Here is a 13,180-nt window from a genome sequence, read left to right as displayed (position 1 = left end):
CATTTCCCGGCGATCCCGGTCCTGTCACCTCAGCATGACCGGGACCAGCCTCATCGGGGTGCTCCACAGCCACTCCTCGGTGATGTAGGTGGAGGTGAGCAGCGTCATCAGGCCGAGGGTCCGCTCGGTGGCGGTGGAGGGGTGGGCGCCGCAGTCGCCGAAGCGGCACATCCACAGCTCGACCATGCTGTCGTCGGAGAGCTGCTCGTGGACCGAGGGCCGTCCCGCGGGAAACCCGTCCCGCCAGATGTCGACCGACGGGCTGGTGGACGGGAACGCCCCGGCCAGCACCCCGCCGCCCGAGGTGACCGCCCGCCCGACCTCGTCGTGAACCGGCAGGATGCCACCGGACTGGAAGAGCACCACCCCTCCTCCCGGCGGGCTGGCCACGCGCAGGACCTCCACGGTGGAGGCCTGCTCCGCGCCCCACAGCTCACCGATCCCCATCGGCGGGCACGACTCCGGCGCGACGCCCAGGCGGCGGATGACCTCGTCCTCGGGCACTTCGCCGACGAAGGCCACGCACAGTTCCTCGTTGTAGTCCTCGTACGAGAACATCATCGCGTCGACGGTGTCCTGGAGTTCGCGGAACCTGGGGCTCACGCTGGGAGCCCCGGGCAGGTGGGTGAACAGGTCGGCCATCTCGGTGAAGAGGGCCTGGGCGCCGGGGGAGCGGCCCGCGATGCACGGCCGCCAGGGGTCGGCGCCCGCGGCGAGCAGGATTCGTACGGCGTCCTCCCAGCCGTGGCGGACGGCCTCCCACAGCGGGGTGGCGCCGTCGGTGTCGACGGGGTCGACTTCCGCGCCCGACGCGAGCAGCAGCTCGATCACTTGGGTGGCGCCCTCCTGGGCGGCCTGGTGCAGGGGGGTCGTGCGCAGCCACGGCAGCCGTCGGCCGGGGTCGAACCCGCCCGCCAGCCGCTGGCGGATCTGCGCCAGGTTGGTGTCGCGCCACACGTCGACGTCCTCGGCCCACTCGTCTTCGCCCACTTTTATCCCATCTTGTTGTGCTGAGCGGATCCAACCAGGTCCGTACGACACTTCTCGGCGAGGGTCCGTCGCGAGAGGCGGTCGGCGGCGCGGGTGGTCTCGGGGAGGCGGTAGCGGGGCGTCAGGTTCAGTACGTTGTGGCAGGCGGTGTCGAGGTCGACGCGGTGACCGGTTGAGACGAAGACGGGTTTGACCCCGTCCCGGGTGCGCAGCACGCGGCCGACGACGTCGCCGTCCAGCGTCAGGTCGGTCCACGCGCCCCGCTCGGGCGCAGGTTCGGGGTAGGTGCCGACGAAGGCGGTCTTGCCGACTCCGATCGAGGGCAGTCCCGTGAGCACTCCGAGGTGACAGGCGAGGCCGAAGCGGCGCGGGTGCGCCAGGCCGTATCCGTCGCAGACGACCAGGTCGGGGGGTGCGGACAGCCGTTCAAGGGCGCCCAGCAGCGCGGGGACCTCACGGAAGGCGAGCAGTCCGGGGACGTAGTCGAAGGTCACCTTGCCGGTGACGGCGACCTCTTCGACGATCTCCAGTGTCGTTCCGTCCAGGACGGTCACCGCCGCCGCGAGTCGGTCCCTGTCGTAGGCGACGTCCACTCCCGCGATCCTCGCGGGGTGACGGGGTCCGGGACCGGCCAGGTCGAGCAGTGCCCTGAGCTCGTCCTGGATGGCCTCGGCCTCCGTGACAGTGCGCGGCATTTGTACCTTCATGACTCCATGATCGCTACTTTTATAGTATGACGTCATATTTCGGTACTGTTCATCGGGTTCTTCGGCGACCGGTGAGGTCGCCGCGGGGATTCGGGGAAGGGACTGTCCATGTCGGTGCTCGTGGCGTTCAGCGTGACCCCCATCGGAGCGGGGGAGGATGTCGGCGAACTCGTCTCCGAGGCGGTACGCGTCGTCCGGGCCTCCGGCCTGCCCAACAGGACCGACGCCATGTTCACCACGGTCGAGGGTGAGACGTGGGACGAGGTCATGACGGTGGTGAGGGACGCTGTCGCGGCGGTCGAGGCCCGCGCCGGACGGGTCAGCCTCGTCCTCAAGGCGGATATCCGCGAGGGGCCGGGCGGCCGCCTGGAGACCAAGGTCGCCACCGTCGAACGGCATCTCGCCCCGTAAGATCCTCGCGGCCGGGTCCACCCCGCGGCGACCTCGTGATGCCACACGCCGGTCGGTGCGCGCTCGCTCCTCGAAGAGCTCGTGACGCCTTTCCTGGCCGGAGGCGCGCGGGCGCTGTCAGGTGGTGTTTCGTGCCTGGGATGGCCTCTCCTGCCCGCGTGTTCTCGGATTCCGCGAGGGCCAGGCTCGCCCGGAACGTAAGGGGAATGCCCGCGGAGTCGAGATCGTTCTGGAGGCACGGGCGACTTCAGGAGCGTGAAACCGCATGGCGGGCAACAGATCGATCGGGCGTCTCCTCGCGGGCGGGCTGGCGCTGGCCGCCGCCGGGTGGGCGCTGAAGGACATCCCCGCGGAACTCGGTGGCAAGGCCGAGGGGGAGCGGCTGGAGCGGATGCGCCGCTCGCCGCAGTTCCACGACGGCGTCTTCCGTAACTCCATGCCCGGAGGATTCGTCCCCTCCACGCAGAGCACCCGAGAGGTCGCCTGGAACATGGTGCGCAACCGCGAGGAGCGCCGCCCGGCCGTACCGGTCCCCGTGGTGACCTCCCCGCTGGGCGGGCCGTCCCCGGCGGGGCTGAGCGTCATCTGGTACGGCCACGCCACCGCGCTGCTGGAGATCGAGGGGCGCCGCGTGCTCGTCGACCCGGTGTGGAGCAGGCGCGCCTCGCCCTCCCAGCTGGTCGGCCCACGCCGTCTGCACCCGGTGCCCGGGCCGCTGGCGGGCCTTCCGCCGCTCGACGCGATCGTCATCTCGCACGACCACTACGACCACCTCGACCGCGCGACGGTCCGCGGGCTCACCACGCTGCAGGCCGCCCCGTTCCTGGTGCCGCTGGGCATCGGCGCGCATCTGGAGCGGTGGGGCGTGCCCGCCTCACGGATCATCGAGCTCGACTGGGAGGAGGAGGCGGACGTCGCGGGCCTGCGGTTCGTCGCCACCGCCGCCCGCCACTTCTCCGGCCGCACCCTCAACCGGAACGTCACCCTGTGGGGGTCCTGGGTGATCGCGGCCGGGGAGAAGAGGGTCTTCTACGCGGGCGACTCCGGATACTTCGACGGCTACGCGAGGATCGGCGCCGCGCACGGCCCGTTCGACCTCACGCTCATGCCGATCGGCGCCTACAACGCCGCCTGGCCCGACATCCACATGGATCCCGAGGAGGCGGTCGACGCCCACCTCGACCTGGGCGGCGGGTTGCTCCTGCCGGTCCACTGGGCGACCTTCGCCCTCGCCACGCACCCCTGGGCCGAGCCGGTCGACCGCCTGTGGCGCGAGGCCAAGGCCCGCGACGTCCGCATCACCGTTCCCCGCCCGGGCGAGCGCGTCGATACCGCCGACGTGCCCATGCTGGAGAGCTGGTGGGAGGTGTCGTACGGCGCCGAGACGTCCCGCACGCCCGGCCGGGTGCCGAACTCCCCGCACCGAGGCTCCGGCCCCAGGCTCTGATCCTTCGGGAAAGAGCCAACAGGTGACCCCTTCGACCACGGCGGGAGTCTCGGCCGGTCGGCAGGGCGGGACGACCCGTCACAGCGCGGCCTGCCTGGTGCGCGCGAGGTAGTCCTCCACGCGCCGCCGGTCGGGTTCGGCGGGCAGCACGCCACCGCCGCGAAATCTCGCCGTCAGCTCGGAGCGCCAGCGTTCGACCTCCTCCCAGGGGAGCTCTCCCCTGCGTACGGCGAGCAGTCGGTCGCGGTGGGCGTCCATCCGCACCAGCGGCTCGCCGTGGCGGGCCAGGTGCAGGCCGCTGAGCAGCAGACGGATCATGTGCATCGCCCGCTTCCACCTGGGACGCCCGGGGTCCAGGCGGCGGAACTGGGCGTCGGCGTATCCCACGAAGGTCTGGTTGGCGCGTTCGGACAGGAAGGCGTCCCGGATGGCGAGCAGTTCCTCGCCCGCCGGGGTGATGCGCTCGACCATCGGCGACCACAGGCACTCCAGGATCGTCGGGTTGGCCTCCAGCGCGAGAGCGCAGAACCGCTCGACCTCCCACGAGAACTGCTCGGGCAGCGGTCCTTCGACGTGAGTGGGCGGCTTGGCCAGCCGCCAGAACAGCCGGGTCGGCGCCACGAAGACTCCGCGCCGGTCGATGTCCGACTCCTCGGTCTCCAGCCCGTATGCTCGCGAGCCGACCACCACCGACAAGACCAGGTGATCCGGGACGTACCGCGTATCCATCCGCACAGCCTGTCAGGGCCGCTCCCGGCTCGGGTACAGGTTTTCGCCCGCGGGACGGGGAGGAAGGCGGCCGGCCGGGACCTCACCGGGAGACGTTCGTCGACATCCTCACCGTCAGTACAGGTTCTCGCGGGCGTCGGCCCTCAGGTCGTCGTCGATCAGCTTGGCCGACCACTCCAGGTTCAGCTGGTCCTTGAGGATCCGGCCGAGTGTGGGCAGCGACTCGCGCTCCGGCCACCGCTCCGGCTGCCAGAGCGCCGAGCGCCGGAAGGCCTTGGAGCAGTGGAAGAAGCACTCACGCACCTCGACGCTCACCGCCAGCGTGGGGAGCCTGCCCTTCACGCGCAGGCGCTCCATGTACGGGGCCTGGCTGACCACCTGTGCCCGCCCGTTGACGCGCAGGGTCTCCTCGGTGCCGGGCACCACGAACAGCAGGCCGACGTTCGGGTTGGCGACGATGTTGCGCAGGCTGTCGACCCGGCGGTTGCCGGGCCGGTCGGGGATCACCAGCGTGTGGTCGTCGAGGACGAGGACACCGCCCGGCTCCTCGCCGCGCGGGGATACGTCACAGGTACCGTCGGGGGCCGAGGTCGCGAGCAGGACGAACGGCGAGGCGGCGATGAAGTCGCGGGCATGTTCGTCGAGGTGGCCGATGTCCTTGCGCAGGACGACGTCCGTGACCTCCCCGGCGATCCGGCGCAGCTCTTCTTCTGAGGTGACCGTGACGATCTGGCCGGTCTCACCGGTCTCACTGGTCTCGAGGGAAGTCATGAGGTAAGGCTAGCCTTGTTGGGAATCCCGGCTCAACGTCCTCTTGGGCGTCTCTGGCCTTCCCGGTGGGCGCGAGTGAGCGGCCTTTCGAGCCAGGGCTCGGCGGGGCGGATCCCGCCGAAGTCCCAGGCCGCCCGGTGGCGGGCCTGATCTCACCGTCAGGCGGCGAGGGCGGCGTGCATCTCCCAGACCAGGATCTCGGCCGGGTCGATCGCGGTGACGCGCTGGCCGCCGGTGGCGGTGAAGCGGACGGCGTCGCCCTCGGCGAGGTGCCCGGCCCCCTCCAGGTCGACGGTGCCGCGCGGGACGAACAGGTGCAGGAACGGCGCCTCGGGCAGTTGCACGCCCTGGCCCGGCTGGAGCCTGGCCACGTGCAGCGCGGCGTACCTGTTGTTGATCCGGATGGCGCTGCGGCCCTCGTCTCTGGCCATGCCGGACGCGACCGGGACCAGGGTGCCGCCGAGCAGTTCGGAGTCGATCTCCAGCTGCTCGTACCCGGGGGCGAGCCCACCCTCGTCGGGAACCACCCACATCTGGACGAAGTGCACCGGGTCGGTGTGCTGCTCGCCCTGGAGTCGCCACGAGTCGTTCTTCTCCGAATGGAGGATGCCCGTCCCCGCGCTCATCCGCTGGGCCAGTCCTGGATAGATCACCCCGGAGTGGCCCTCGGAGTCCTGGTGGACGAGGGATCCGCGCATCACCCAGGTGACGATCTCCATGTCCCGGTGGGGGTGGGTGTCGAAGCCGGTGCCCGGCTTGACGATGTCGTCGTTGTTGACGAGCAGCACACCGTGGTGGGTGTTGGAAAGGTCCTGGTGGCGGCCGAAGGAGAAGGAGTGCTTCGAGTCCAGCCACGGGATCTTGGTGGCGTAGCGCTCGTCGGACCTGCGGATGTCGACGTTCATGTCTGGTGGTCCTCTCATCTCATCTCGTTTGTTGAAACTTAAACTAGACAGCCGCGTGAAATGTTCCTCCCATCTCCGGGTTGGGCAGATCTTGCTTACCGATCCGAATATGATGTGTGACGATTTATCACCACGCGGGCCGCGGGTGACCCTACCTTGACGGGGAGCGGCCTCTGCGATCTACCTGGGGGAACACAGTGTTGGGCCTGCTTTCGTGTGCTCCGAGGTCGCTGGATCGATGAGCTCCCCCGCAGACGCCGCGAAAACCGCCACCTACGACTACGGAAAGTTCAGCAGGCTCGCCGGGCCCGTGACCGAACCGGAACCCGGGGTGCCCTACCGCGTGAGCTACCGCTCCCTGCTGGCCACCGAGCCGCACCGGGTGCGGGCGGTGTTGCTGATGGTCGCGGCCCTTCTCGTGGAGTTCACCCTGATGGTCTGGCTGCTGCTGCCCGACCATTGGACCGTCCGTCCCGACCCCTATGGCACGATCCCGTGGTATCTGCCGGTGGCCGACCGGATCATGCTCGTCGCGATCGCCTTCATCGAGGTCTTCCGGCTGGTCAGCGTGGTCTCCAACGTGCACGCCATGCTGGCGGCGAGGGACCCGGTCCCGGTCGAGCCGGAACCCGGCACCCGGGTGGCCTTCATCACCACCTGCGTACCCGGCAAGGAGCCGTTGGAGATGGTCAGGGAGACCCTGGCCGCCGCGCTGAAGATCCGCCACGACGGCGTGCTCGACGTCTGGCTGCTGGACGAGGGCGACGACCCCGACATCCGCGAACTCTGTGACTGGCTGGGCGCCCGCCACTTCACCCGCAAGGGCGTGCCCGAGTGGAACCAGCCCAAGGGAACGTTCCGAGCCAAGACCAAGCACGGCAACTACAACAGCTGGCTGGACGCGCACGGCGACGACTACGACTTCTTCGTCTCGGTCGACACCGACCACGTACCGCTCCCGGAGTTCTGCGAGCGCATGCTCGGCTACTTCCGTGACCCGAGGGTGGCCTTCGTCGTCGGTCCCCAGGTCTACGGCAACTACGACGCCGGGGTCACCAAGGCCGCCGAGAGCCAGCAGTTCCTGTTCCACTCGCTGATCCAGCGGGCGGGCAACCTGTACGGCGCGCCGATGTTCGTCGGCACCAACAACGCCGTGCGCATCCGCGCGCTCAAGCAGATCGGCGGCCTGTACGACTCGATCACCGAGGACATGGCCACCGGCATCGAGTTCCACCGCTCCCGTGACCCGGAGACCGGGCAGCGCTGGATGTCGGTCTACACCCCCGACGTGCTGGCCGTGGGGGAGGGACCGTCCTCGTGGACCGACTTCTTCACCCAGCAGCTGCGCTGGAGCCGGGGCACCTACGAGACGCTGCTCACCCAGTTCTGGAAGGCCGCGCCGAAGCTCTCGCCCGGCCGGTTCTTCAACTACTCCCTGATGGTGACCTTCTATCCGATGTCCGCGCTCAACTGGCTGCTGGCCGGGCTCAGCGCCACCCTGTTCATGGCCGTCGGCGGCTCCGGCGTGACCGTGCCGATGGACATGTGGCTCATGCTGTACGGCGACGCGGCGCTGCTGCAGGTCATGCTCTACACCTGGAACCGGCGCCACAACGTCAGCCCGCACGAGCCGGAGGGCTCCTCCGGGGTGGCGGGAATGGTCATGTCGGCGCTGTCGGCGCCCATCTACGTCACCTCGCTGATCGGCGCCGCGCTGCGCAGGCCCAGCAAGTTCGTGGTCACCCCCAAGGGCGACTCGGCCAGCCCCGACCAGATCGCCACGTTCCGTATCCACCTGTGGTGGGCGGCGATCTTCGGCGGAGGACTGTTGCTCACCGTTTTCTGGACCGGCCACATCCACCTGGTCATGACCCTGTGGGGCATCCTCGCCCTGGTCATCTGCCTGGGACCCCTCGTGACCTGGGCCTGGAACCTGCGGGCGGTCAAGGGCGGCCTGCGGCCGGTCGGTGACGAGTCGTGAGCCGCCTGCGCAAGCACCTGGTCGGGGTGGCGGTGGTGACCGCGGTCCTCGCCATCAACCTGCCCGCCGTCGCGGGCTTCGCCACGGAGAAGTGGCGCGACTACAGCATCAACCGCGACGACTACAAGGCCTCCCACGGCCACTGGACCTTCCTCGGCGTCCCCGAGAGGTTCAAGGTCAACGCCATCCACGCCGCGCTGCTGCACACCGGCAAGGTGCTCATCGTCGCCGGATCGGGGAACAACGCCGCCAACTTCGACAAGGGCACCTTCAAGACCGTGCTGTGGGACCCGGCGAAGCCGGGCGGGCCCGACGAGTTCAAGCTGATCGACACCCCCGTCGACCTCTTCTGCGCGGGACACACGATGCTGCCCGACGGCAAGCTCCTCATCGCGGGCGGTACGGGCCGCTTCGAGGTGCTGAAGGCGAAGGTCAAGCGGGCCGCGGGCGCCCTGACCATCAAGAACGAGAACCCCGACGCCAAGCCCAGACAGTTTCATCCCGGCACGCTGCTCACCGCCCCCAGCGGTCAGGTCTACCGCACCACCGCTCACATCAGCGTGCCGCCCGCGAAGAAGATCGAGACCGGAGTGCCGGGGAAGGTGAGGATCCGGCCCAGCGAGACCAAGGTCTTCGCCGAGGCCGTCACCGAGGGCGCGGCCGGCCTGCTCACCGCGCCGGCCGGTTCCGTCAACTACGAGATCCAGGGACTCAAGGGCAGGGAGAAGCGCGACCTGTACGCCATGGGCGGCAGCATGACGATGGAGAAGCAGGACTTCCAGGGCATCAGGGACGCCTACGAGTTCGACCCCGTCACCGAGCGCTACACCAAGGTCCAGGACATGGCCGAGGGGCGCTGGTACCCGACCATGACGAACCTGCCCGACGGCAGGGTCATGACCGTCTCCGGACTCGACGTCGTGGGGGAGGTCACCAGGGACAACGAGATCTACAACCCCAGGACCAAGACCTGGCGGCCCGGCCCCAAGAGGTTCTTCCCGACCTACCCCGCGCTGTTCCTGCTGGAGGACGACACCCTCTTCTTCACCGGTATGAGCGCCGGGTACGGCCCCGGCCAGCTCGAGTTGCGTCCCCCCGGAATCTGGGACTACCGCCGCGACACCGACCGTCTGGTGAAGACCCCTGGCGGCATCGGAGGCATGGCGCCCGACGAGATGGAGGCGTTCACCCCCGTCCCCGGACTGCCAGAGCCCGAGCTGAACGAGACCGGCGCCTCGGTGCTGCTGCCGCCCGCGCAGGACCAGCGGATCATGGTGATGGGCGGGGGACCGGTCGGGGAACGCCAGCCGGGTCTGCCCAACGCCACCGCCAGGACCGCCATCGTCGATCTCACCGAGGCGAGCCCGCACTACGTCAGGGGCCCAGACCTGTCCGACCCGGTGCGCTACCCGAACGCCGTGCTGCTGCCCGACGACAGCGTGCTCTCCTTCAACGGTTCCAGCGACTACCGGGGACGCGGCGCCAGTGACGTCCTGCGCGCGGAGGTCTACCGCCCGGAGAGCAACAGCTTCCACGAGGCCGCGGCGCCCGCCGTCGGCCGCAACTACCACGCGGAAGGGCTCCTGTTGCCCGACGGACGGGTGCTCGGCATGGGCTCCGACCCGCTCTTCGGCGACAAGGCCGGCTCCCTGCCCGGCACCTTCGACCAGCGCATCGAGATCTACACGCCGACCTACCTGCACAACGGCGAGAAGGCGCCGGTGTTCACCGGCGGGCGCGAGAGCGTGTCCCTGGGGCGCAGGGCCGGTTTCCGGACCCCCGACGCCGCACGCATCCACCAGGTACGGCTGATGCGCCCGAGTGCCGTCACCCACGTCACCGATGTGGAGCAACGCTCGATCAAGTTGGAGTTCACCCGGGTGCCTACCGGGATAATCGCGGAGATCCCCTCCAATCCAGCCCTGGTGCCCCCAGGGTGGTACATGCTGTTCGGAGTCACCGAACGGGGAACGCCGTCCCCGGCACGCTGGGTCCACATCCGAGGGGAGGGCTGACATGATCCCCGCGGCCCTCTCGCGGCATACGGCGCCCTCCCACTTCTGTTCCCCGGGGTCGGCCCGGGGTCCCCACGCCGGAGGTATTCGATGAACAGGTACGGCCTCGCGGCCGCGCTGGCTCTCGCTCTCGCGACGGGGGCCTGCACCGGCGATCCCGCGCCGCCCACCGCCTCCGGGAACGCCACCTCCGGCAGCGCTCCCTCGGGGGACGCCGTCTCGGGCCCCGCGGGCGGTTTCTACGTCGACCCCGACGGCGCCGCGGCCCAGGAGGTCCGCAAACTCGAAGGGGAGGGCAGGACCGAGGAGGCCGGGCTGATCCGTAAGATCGCCGACCGGCCCAACGCGATCTGGATCGGTGACCAGGACCCGAAGGACAGGGTCGCCGCCATCACCACCAAGGCCCGGCAGGCGGGCCGGATCCCCGTCCTGGTGGCGTACCACATCCCCAACCGCGACTGTGGCCAGTTCTCCGCGGGCGGCGCCTCCGACGCGGAGGAGTACCGCTCCTGGATCGGCCGGTTCGCCGAGGGCATCGGCGACCGGCCCGCGCTGGTCGTCGTCGAACCCGACGCGCTCGCCCACATCCTGGACAACTGCACCCAGGGCGGTCAGGCGGGCGAGCGCCTCGACCTGCTGCGCGGCGCGGTGGAGACGCTGAAGAAACAGCCTGAGGCCAAGGTCTACCTCGACGCGGGGAACGCCGGCTGGATCAAGAACCCGGGCGAGTGGGCCGAACCCATGCGCAGGGCAGGGGTGCCCCAGGCGGACGGTTTCGCCTTCAACGTCAGCAACTTCTTCACCGTCGAGGAGAGCGTCGCCGTCGCGAGACGGCTCTCGGACGCGGTCGACGGGGCCCACTACGTCATCGACACCTCCCGCAACGGCAACGGCCCCGTCCGCGACGCGCAGGGCGACGACGCGTGGTGCAACCCCAGGGGCCGCGCGCTCGGCGCGGAACCGACCACCGAGACCGGCCACGAGCGGGTGGACGCCTTCCTGTGGATCAAGCGGCCCGGCGAGTCGGACGGCGAGTGCCACCGAGGGGAACCCCGCGCCGGCGACTGGTTCCCCGAATACGCGCTGGAACTCGCGCGTAACGCGAGATAGCCGCTTATTCGTTATATCTTCGATCTTGCAGGTCAAGATTGCTTCGCAGGAGATTGACCGGAGTTGTCAGTTTTTCAGCGACCCTCTGGGAGCTTTCCTCGATGAACAGATGGAAAACGGCCATCGTCGCACTGGCGGTCACCCTGCCAAGCGGCGTACTGCCGGCCGCCGTGCTACCCGCCGGCGTGCTGCCTACCGACGTGTTGCCCGCCGCCGCCGCGCGATCCGCGGCCTCCCCGATCGAGAACGGCGAGACCCAGCCGGTCTACTCGCGCGCCGACGCGCTCACCGAGACCGTGTTCGTCGAGGTCGCCGGGGTCGACAGCGACGCCGACGGCCGCCCGGACCGGGTCGCCGTCGACATCATGCGCCCCAAGGAGAGCGCCTCGGGGCTGAAGGTCCCGGTCATCATGGAGGCGAGCCCCTACTACGCGGGCGGCAACGACGTGCCCAACCACGTCGTCGACCTGGACGGCTCCGACCCCGCGGGTATGGAGTACCGGCGCAACAAGTTCCAGGACCTGCGCGACGAGATGTTCGGCATCGACGGCCTCGACGTGAACCGCGCGGTCGCGCCGCCCTTCCGCGGCTACTACGACAACTACTTCGTGCCGCGCGGCTACGCGATCGCGCTGGTGGAGAACCTCGGCTCGGGGCGGGCGACCGGCTGCCCCACGACCGGCCTGGACAACGAGACCGCGGGCCCCAAGGCCGCGATCGACTGGCTCAACGGCCGCGCCCGGGGGTTCGACGCGGCAGGAAACGAGATCAGGGCCGACTGGTCCACCGGGAACGTCGGCATGATCGGCGTCTCCTACAACGGCACGCTGCCCAACGCCGTCGCCGCGACCGGGGTCAAGGGGCTCAAGGCGATCGTGCCGATCGCGGCCATCTCCTCCTGGTACGACTACTACCGAGCCAACGGCGGGGTCCTCGCCCCCGGTGGCTACCAGGGCGAGGACGCCGACGTGCTCGCCCGCTACGTCCTGACCCGCGAGAACGCCACGCAGACCTGCGGCGCGCTGATGGACCGCATCGAGCAGGACCAGGACCGGGTCACCGGCGACTACTCCGGTTTCTGGGACCGGCGCAACTACCTCAACGACGTGCGAAAGGTCCGCGCCGCGGTCTTCCTGGTGCACGGCCTCAACGACTGGAACGTCAAGACCAAGCAGGCCGTCCAGTGGTGGGACGCCCTCGCGAAACGGAACGTGCCCCGTAAGATCTGGCTCCACCAGGGCGCGCACTTCAACCCGTTCTCCTTCGCCGGGCGCAACGCCGAGTGGCTGCGCCAGCTCCACCGCTGGTTCGACTTCCACCTGTACGGCCTGCGCAACGGCATCATGGACGAGCCGCAGGCCGATGTGGAGTCGGGCCCGGGACAGTGGGCGCAGCACGCCTCGTGGCCGCTGCCCGGCACCCGCGACGTGCGGCTCCACCTCGCCGCCGGCAAGGACGGCCGCAACGGCACCCTGAGCGCCGACCGCCCCCGGGACCGCCGCACCGTCGAGTCCTTCGTCGACCAGAGCGCCCGCACCGCCGAGCAGCTCGCCGAGAACGCCGAGGCCACGGATCCCAACCGCCTGGCCTACCTGTCGGGTTCCCTGGCCCGCGACGCGCGCCTGTCGGGCACCCCGGAGGTCTCGGTGCGCGCCGCCTTCAAGGGCGGGCGCTCGCCGTACCTGACGGCGCTGCTCGTCGACTACGGTACCGACACCCGCGCGTACGGCGGCGTCGTCTACGGCGACACCCAGGTCTGCTACGGCCAGGGCGTGCCCGGCGACACCGGCTGCACCCGGCTGGCCGAGCACACCACGGTGACCGCCCCCTACAAGATCATCACAAGGGGCTGGCTCGACGTTCGCAACCGCCACTCCGTCTCCAAGACCGAGCTCCTGCGCGAGGGCCACTTCTACGACTTCCGCTTCGACCTCCAGCCGAACGACTACGTCGTCAAGGCCGGCCACCGGATCGGCGTCGTGCTCCTGTCCACCGACCGTGACTTCACCCTGCGCCTGCCCCCGGGGACCGGCGTCTCGGTCGAGCCCGGATCCAGCTCGGTCGTCCTCCCGCTCGTCGGCGGGAGCTCCGCCCTCCGCTGATCCCCGGCCCGG

Annotated in this window: 11 protein-coding genes; 6 read left to right on the top strand and 5 right to left on the bottom strand. The window is 69.8% G+C overall.

The features are described 5' to 3' along the window. Positions 1-24: 24 nt before the first annotated feature. Positions 25-990, bottom strand: coding sequence for an ankyrin repeat domain-containing protein (locus ACIBH4_RS10915; protein WP_362516169.1), 966 nt, complete (start codon positions 988-990; stop codon positions 25-27). A gap of 2 nt (positions 991-992) precedes the next feature. Then, positions 993-1,685, bottom strand: a complete 693-nt coding sequence (locus tag ACIBH4_RS10910) for an endonuclease V (protein WP_386208149.1) — start codon at positions 1,683-1,685, stop codon at positions 993-995. 126 nt (positions 1,686-1,811) lie between these two features. On the opposite strand from ACIBH4_RS10910, the gene ACIBH4_RS10905 reads away from it, so the two are divergent. Beyond that, positions 1,812-2,108, top strand: coding sequence for a thiamine-binding protein (locus tag ACIBH4_RS10905; protein WP_362516257.1), 297 nt, complete (start codon positions 1,812-1,814; stop codon positions 2,106-2,108). A gap of 265 nt (positions 2,109-2,373) precedes the next feature. Continuing rightward, positions 2,374-3,555, top strand: a complete 1,182-nt coding sequence (locus ACIBH4_RS10900; RefSeq protein ID WP_362516174.1) for an MBL fold metallo-hydrolase — start codon at positions 2,374-2,376, stop codon at positions 3,553-3,555. A 78-nt stretch (positions 3,556-3,633) separates the two neighbouring features. Here ACIBH4_RS10900 and ACIBH4_RS10895 read toward each other — a convergent pair whose 3' ends face one another. From ACIBH4_RS10895 to ACIBH4_RS10885, 3 genes are all read right to left on the bottom strand, one after another. Then, entirely contained in the window at positions 3,634-4,284 is a 651-nt protein-coding gene (locus ACIBH4_RS10895) for a DNA polymerase beta superfamily protein (protein WP_362516176.1), read from the bottom strand. 114 nt (positions 4,285-4,398) lie between these two features. Then, positions 4,399-5,055, bottom strand: coding sequence for a pyridoxamine 5'-phosphate oxidase family protein (locus ACIBH4_RS10890; RefSeq protein ID WP_362516178.1), 657 nt, complete (start codon positions 5,053-5,055; stop codon positions 4,399-4,401). A gap of 158 nt (positions 5,056-5,213) precedes the next feature. Further along, positions 5,214-5,960 (bottom strand): pirin family protein, encoded by a 747-nt coding sequence (locus tag ACIBH4_RS10885; RefSeq protein ID WP_362766730.1) that lies wholly within the window; start codon positions 5,958-5,960, stop codon positions 5,214-5,216. 238 nt (positions 5,961-6,198) lie between these two features. On the opposite strand from ACIBH4_RS10885, the gene ACIBH4_RS10880 reads away from it, so the two are divergent. From ACIBH4_RS10880 to ACIBH4_RS10865, 4 genes are all read left to right on the top strand, one after another. After that, the gene (locus ACIBH4_RS10880; protein ID WP_362516184.1) at positions 6,199-7,941 is read left to right on the top strand and encodes a cellulose synthase catalytic subunit; all 1,743 of its coding nucleotides are present in this window, start codon (positions 6,199-6,201) and stop codon (positions 7,939-7,941) included. After that, positions 7,938-9,956, top strand: a complete 2,019-nt coding sequence (locus ACIBH4_RS10875; RefSeq protein ID WP_362766727.1) for a galactose oxidase-like domain-containing protein — start codon at positions 7,938-7,940, stop codon at positions 9,954-9,956. The genes ACIBH4_RS10880 and ACIBH4_RS10875 overlap by 4 nt, the downstream gene beginning before the upstream one ends. Positions 9,957-10,046: 90 nt before the next feature. Beyond that, positions 10,047-11,066: a glycoside hydrolase family 6 protein gene (locus ACIBH4_RS10870; RefSeq protein WP_362516188.1), complete on the top strand. Its 1,020-nt coding sequence runs from the start codon at positions 10,047-10,049 to the stop codon at positions 11,064-11,066. A 101-nt stretch (positions 11,067-11,167) separates the two neighbouring features. Beyond that, a complete protein-coding gene (locus ACIBH4_RS10865) occupies positions 11,168-13,168 on the top strand; it encodes a Xaa-Pro dipeptidyl-peptidase (protein ID WP_362516190.1) in 2,001 nt (666 codons plus the stop codon). Positions 13,169-13,180: the final 12 nt, after the last annotated feature.

It is taken from the genome of Streptosporangium sp. NPDC050284, assembly GCF_044459525.1.
Lineage (GTDB): Bacteria > Actinomycetota > Actinomycetes > Streptosporangiales > Streptosporangiaceae > Streptosporangium.
Note: the sequence above shows the minus strand (reverse complement) of the source record. Positions and strands in the feature narration are given on the sequence as shown.

Bases quoted from the DNA above. Each gene is read 5' to 3' on its own strand.
- ACIBH4_RS10880 (WP_362516184.1), top strand. From the start codon at position 6,199: ATGAGCTCCCCCGCAGACGCCGCGAAAACCGCCACCTACGACTACGGA.
- ACIBH4_RS10910 (WP_386208149.1), bottom strand. From the start codon at position 1,685: ATGCCGCGCACTGTCACGGAGGCCGAGGCCATCCAGGACGAGCTCAGG.
- ACIBH4_RS10870 (WP_362516188.1), top strand. From the start codon at position 10,047: ATGAACAGGTACGGCCTCGCGGCCGCGCTGGCTCTCGCTCTCGCGACG.
- ACIBH4_RS10865 (WP_362516190.1), top strand. From the start codon at position 11,168: ATGAACAGATGGAAAACGGCCATCGTCGCACTGGCGGTCACCCTGCCA.
- ACIBH4_RS10895 (WP_362516176.1), bottom strand. From the start codon at position 4,284: ATGGATACGCGGTACGTCCCGGATCACCTGGTCTTGTCGGTGGTGGTC.
- ACIBH4_RS10885 (WP_362766730.1), bottom strand. From the start codon at position 5,960: ATGAACGTCGACATCCGCAGGTCCGACGAGCGCTACGCCACCAAGATC.
- ACIBH4_RS10900 (WP_362516174.1), top strand. From the start codon at position 2,374: ATGGCGGGCAACAGATCGATCGGGCGTCTCCTCGCGGGCGGGCTGGCG.
- ACIBH4_RS10890 (WP_362516178.1), bottom strand. From the start codon at position 5,055: ATGACTTCCCTCGAGACCAGTGAGACCGGTGAGACCGGCCAGATCGTC.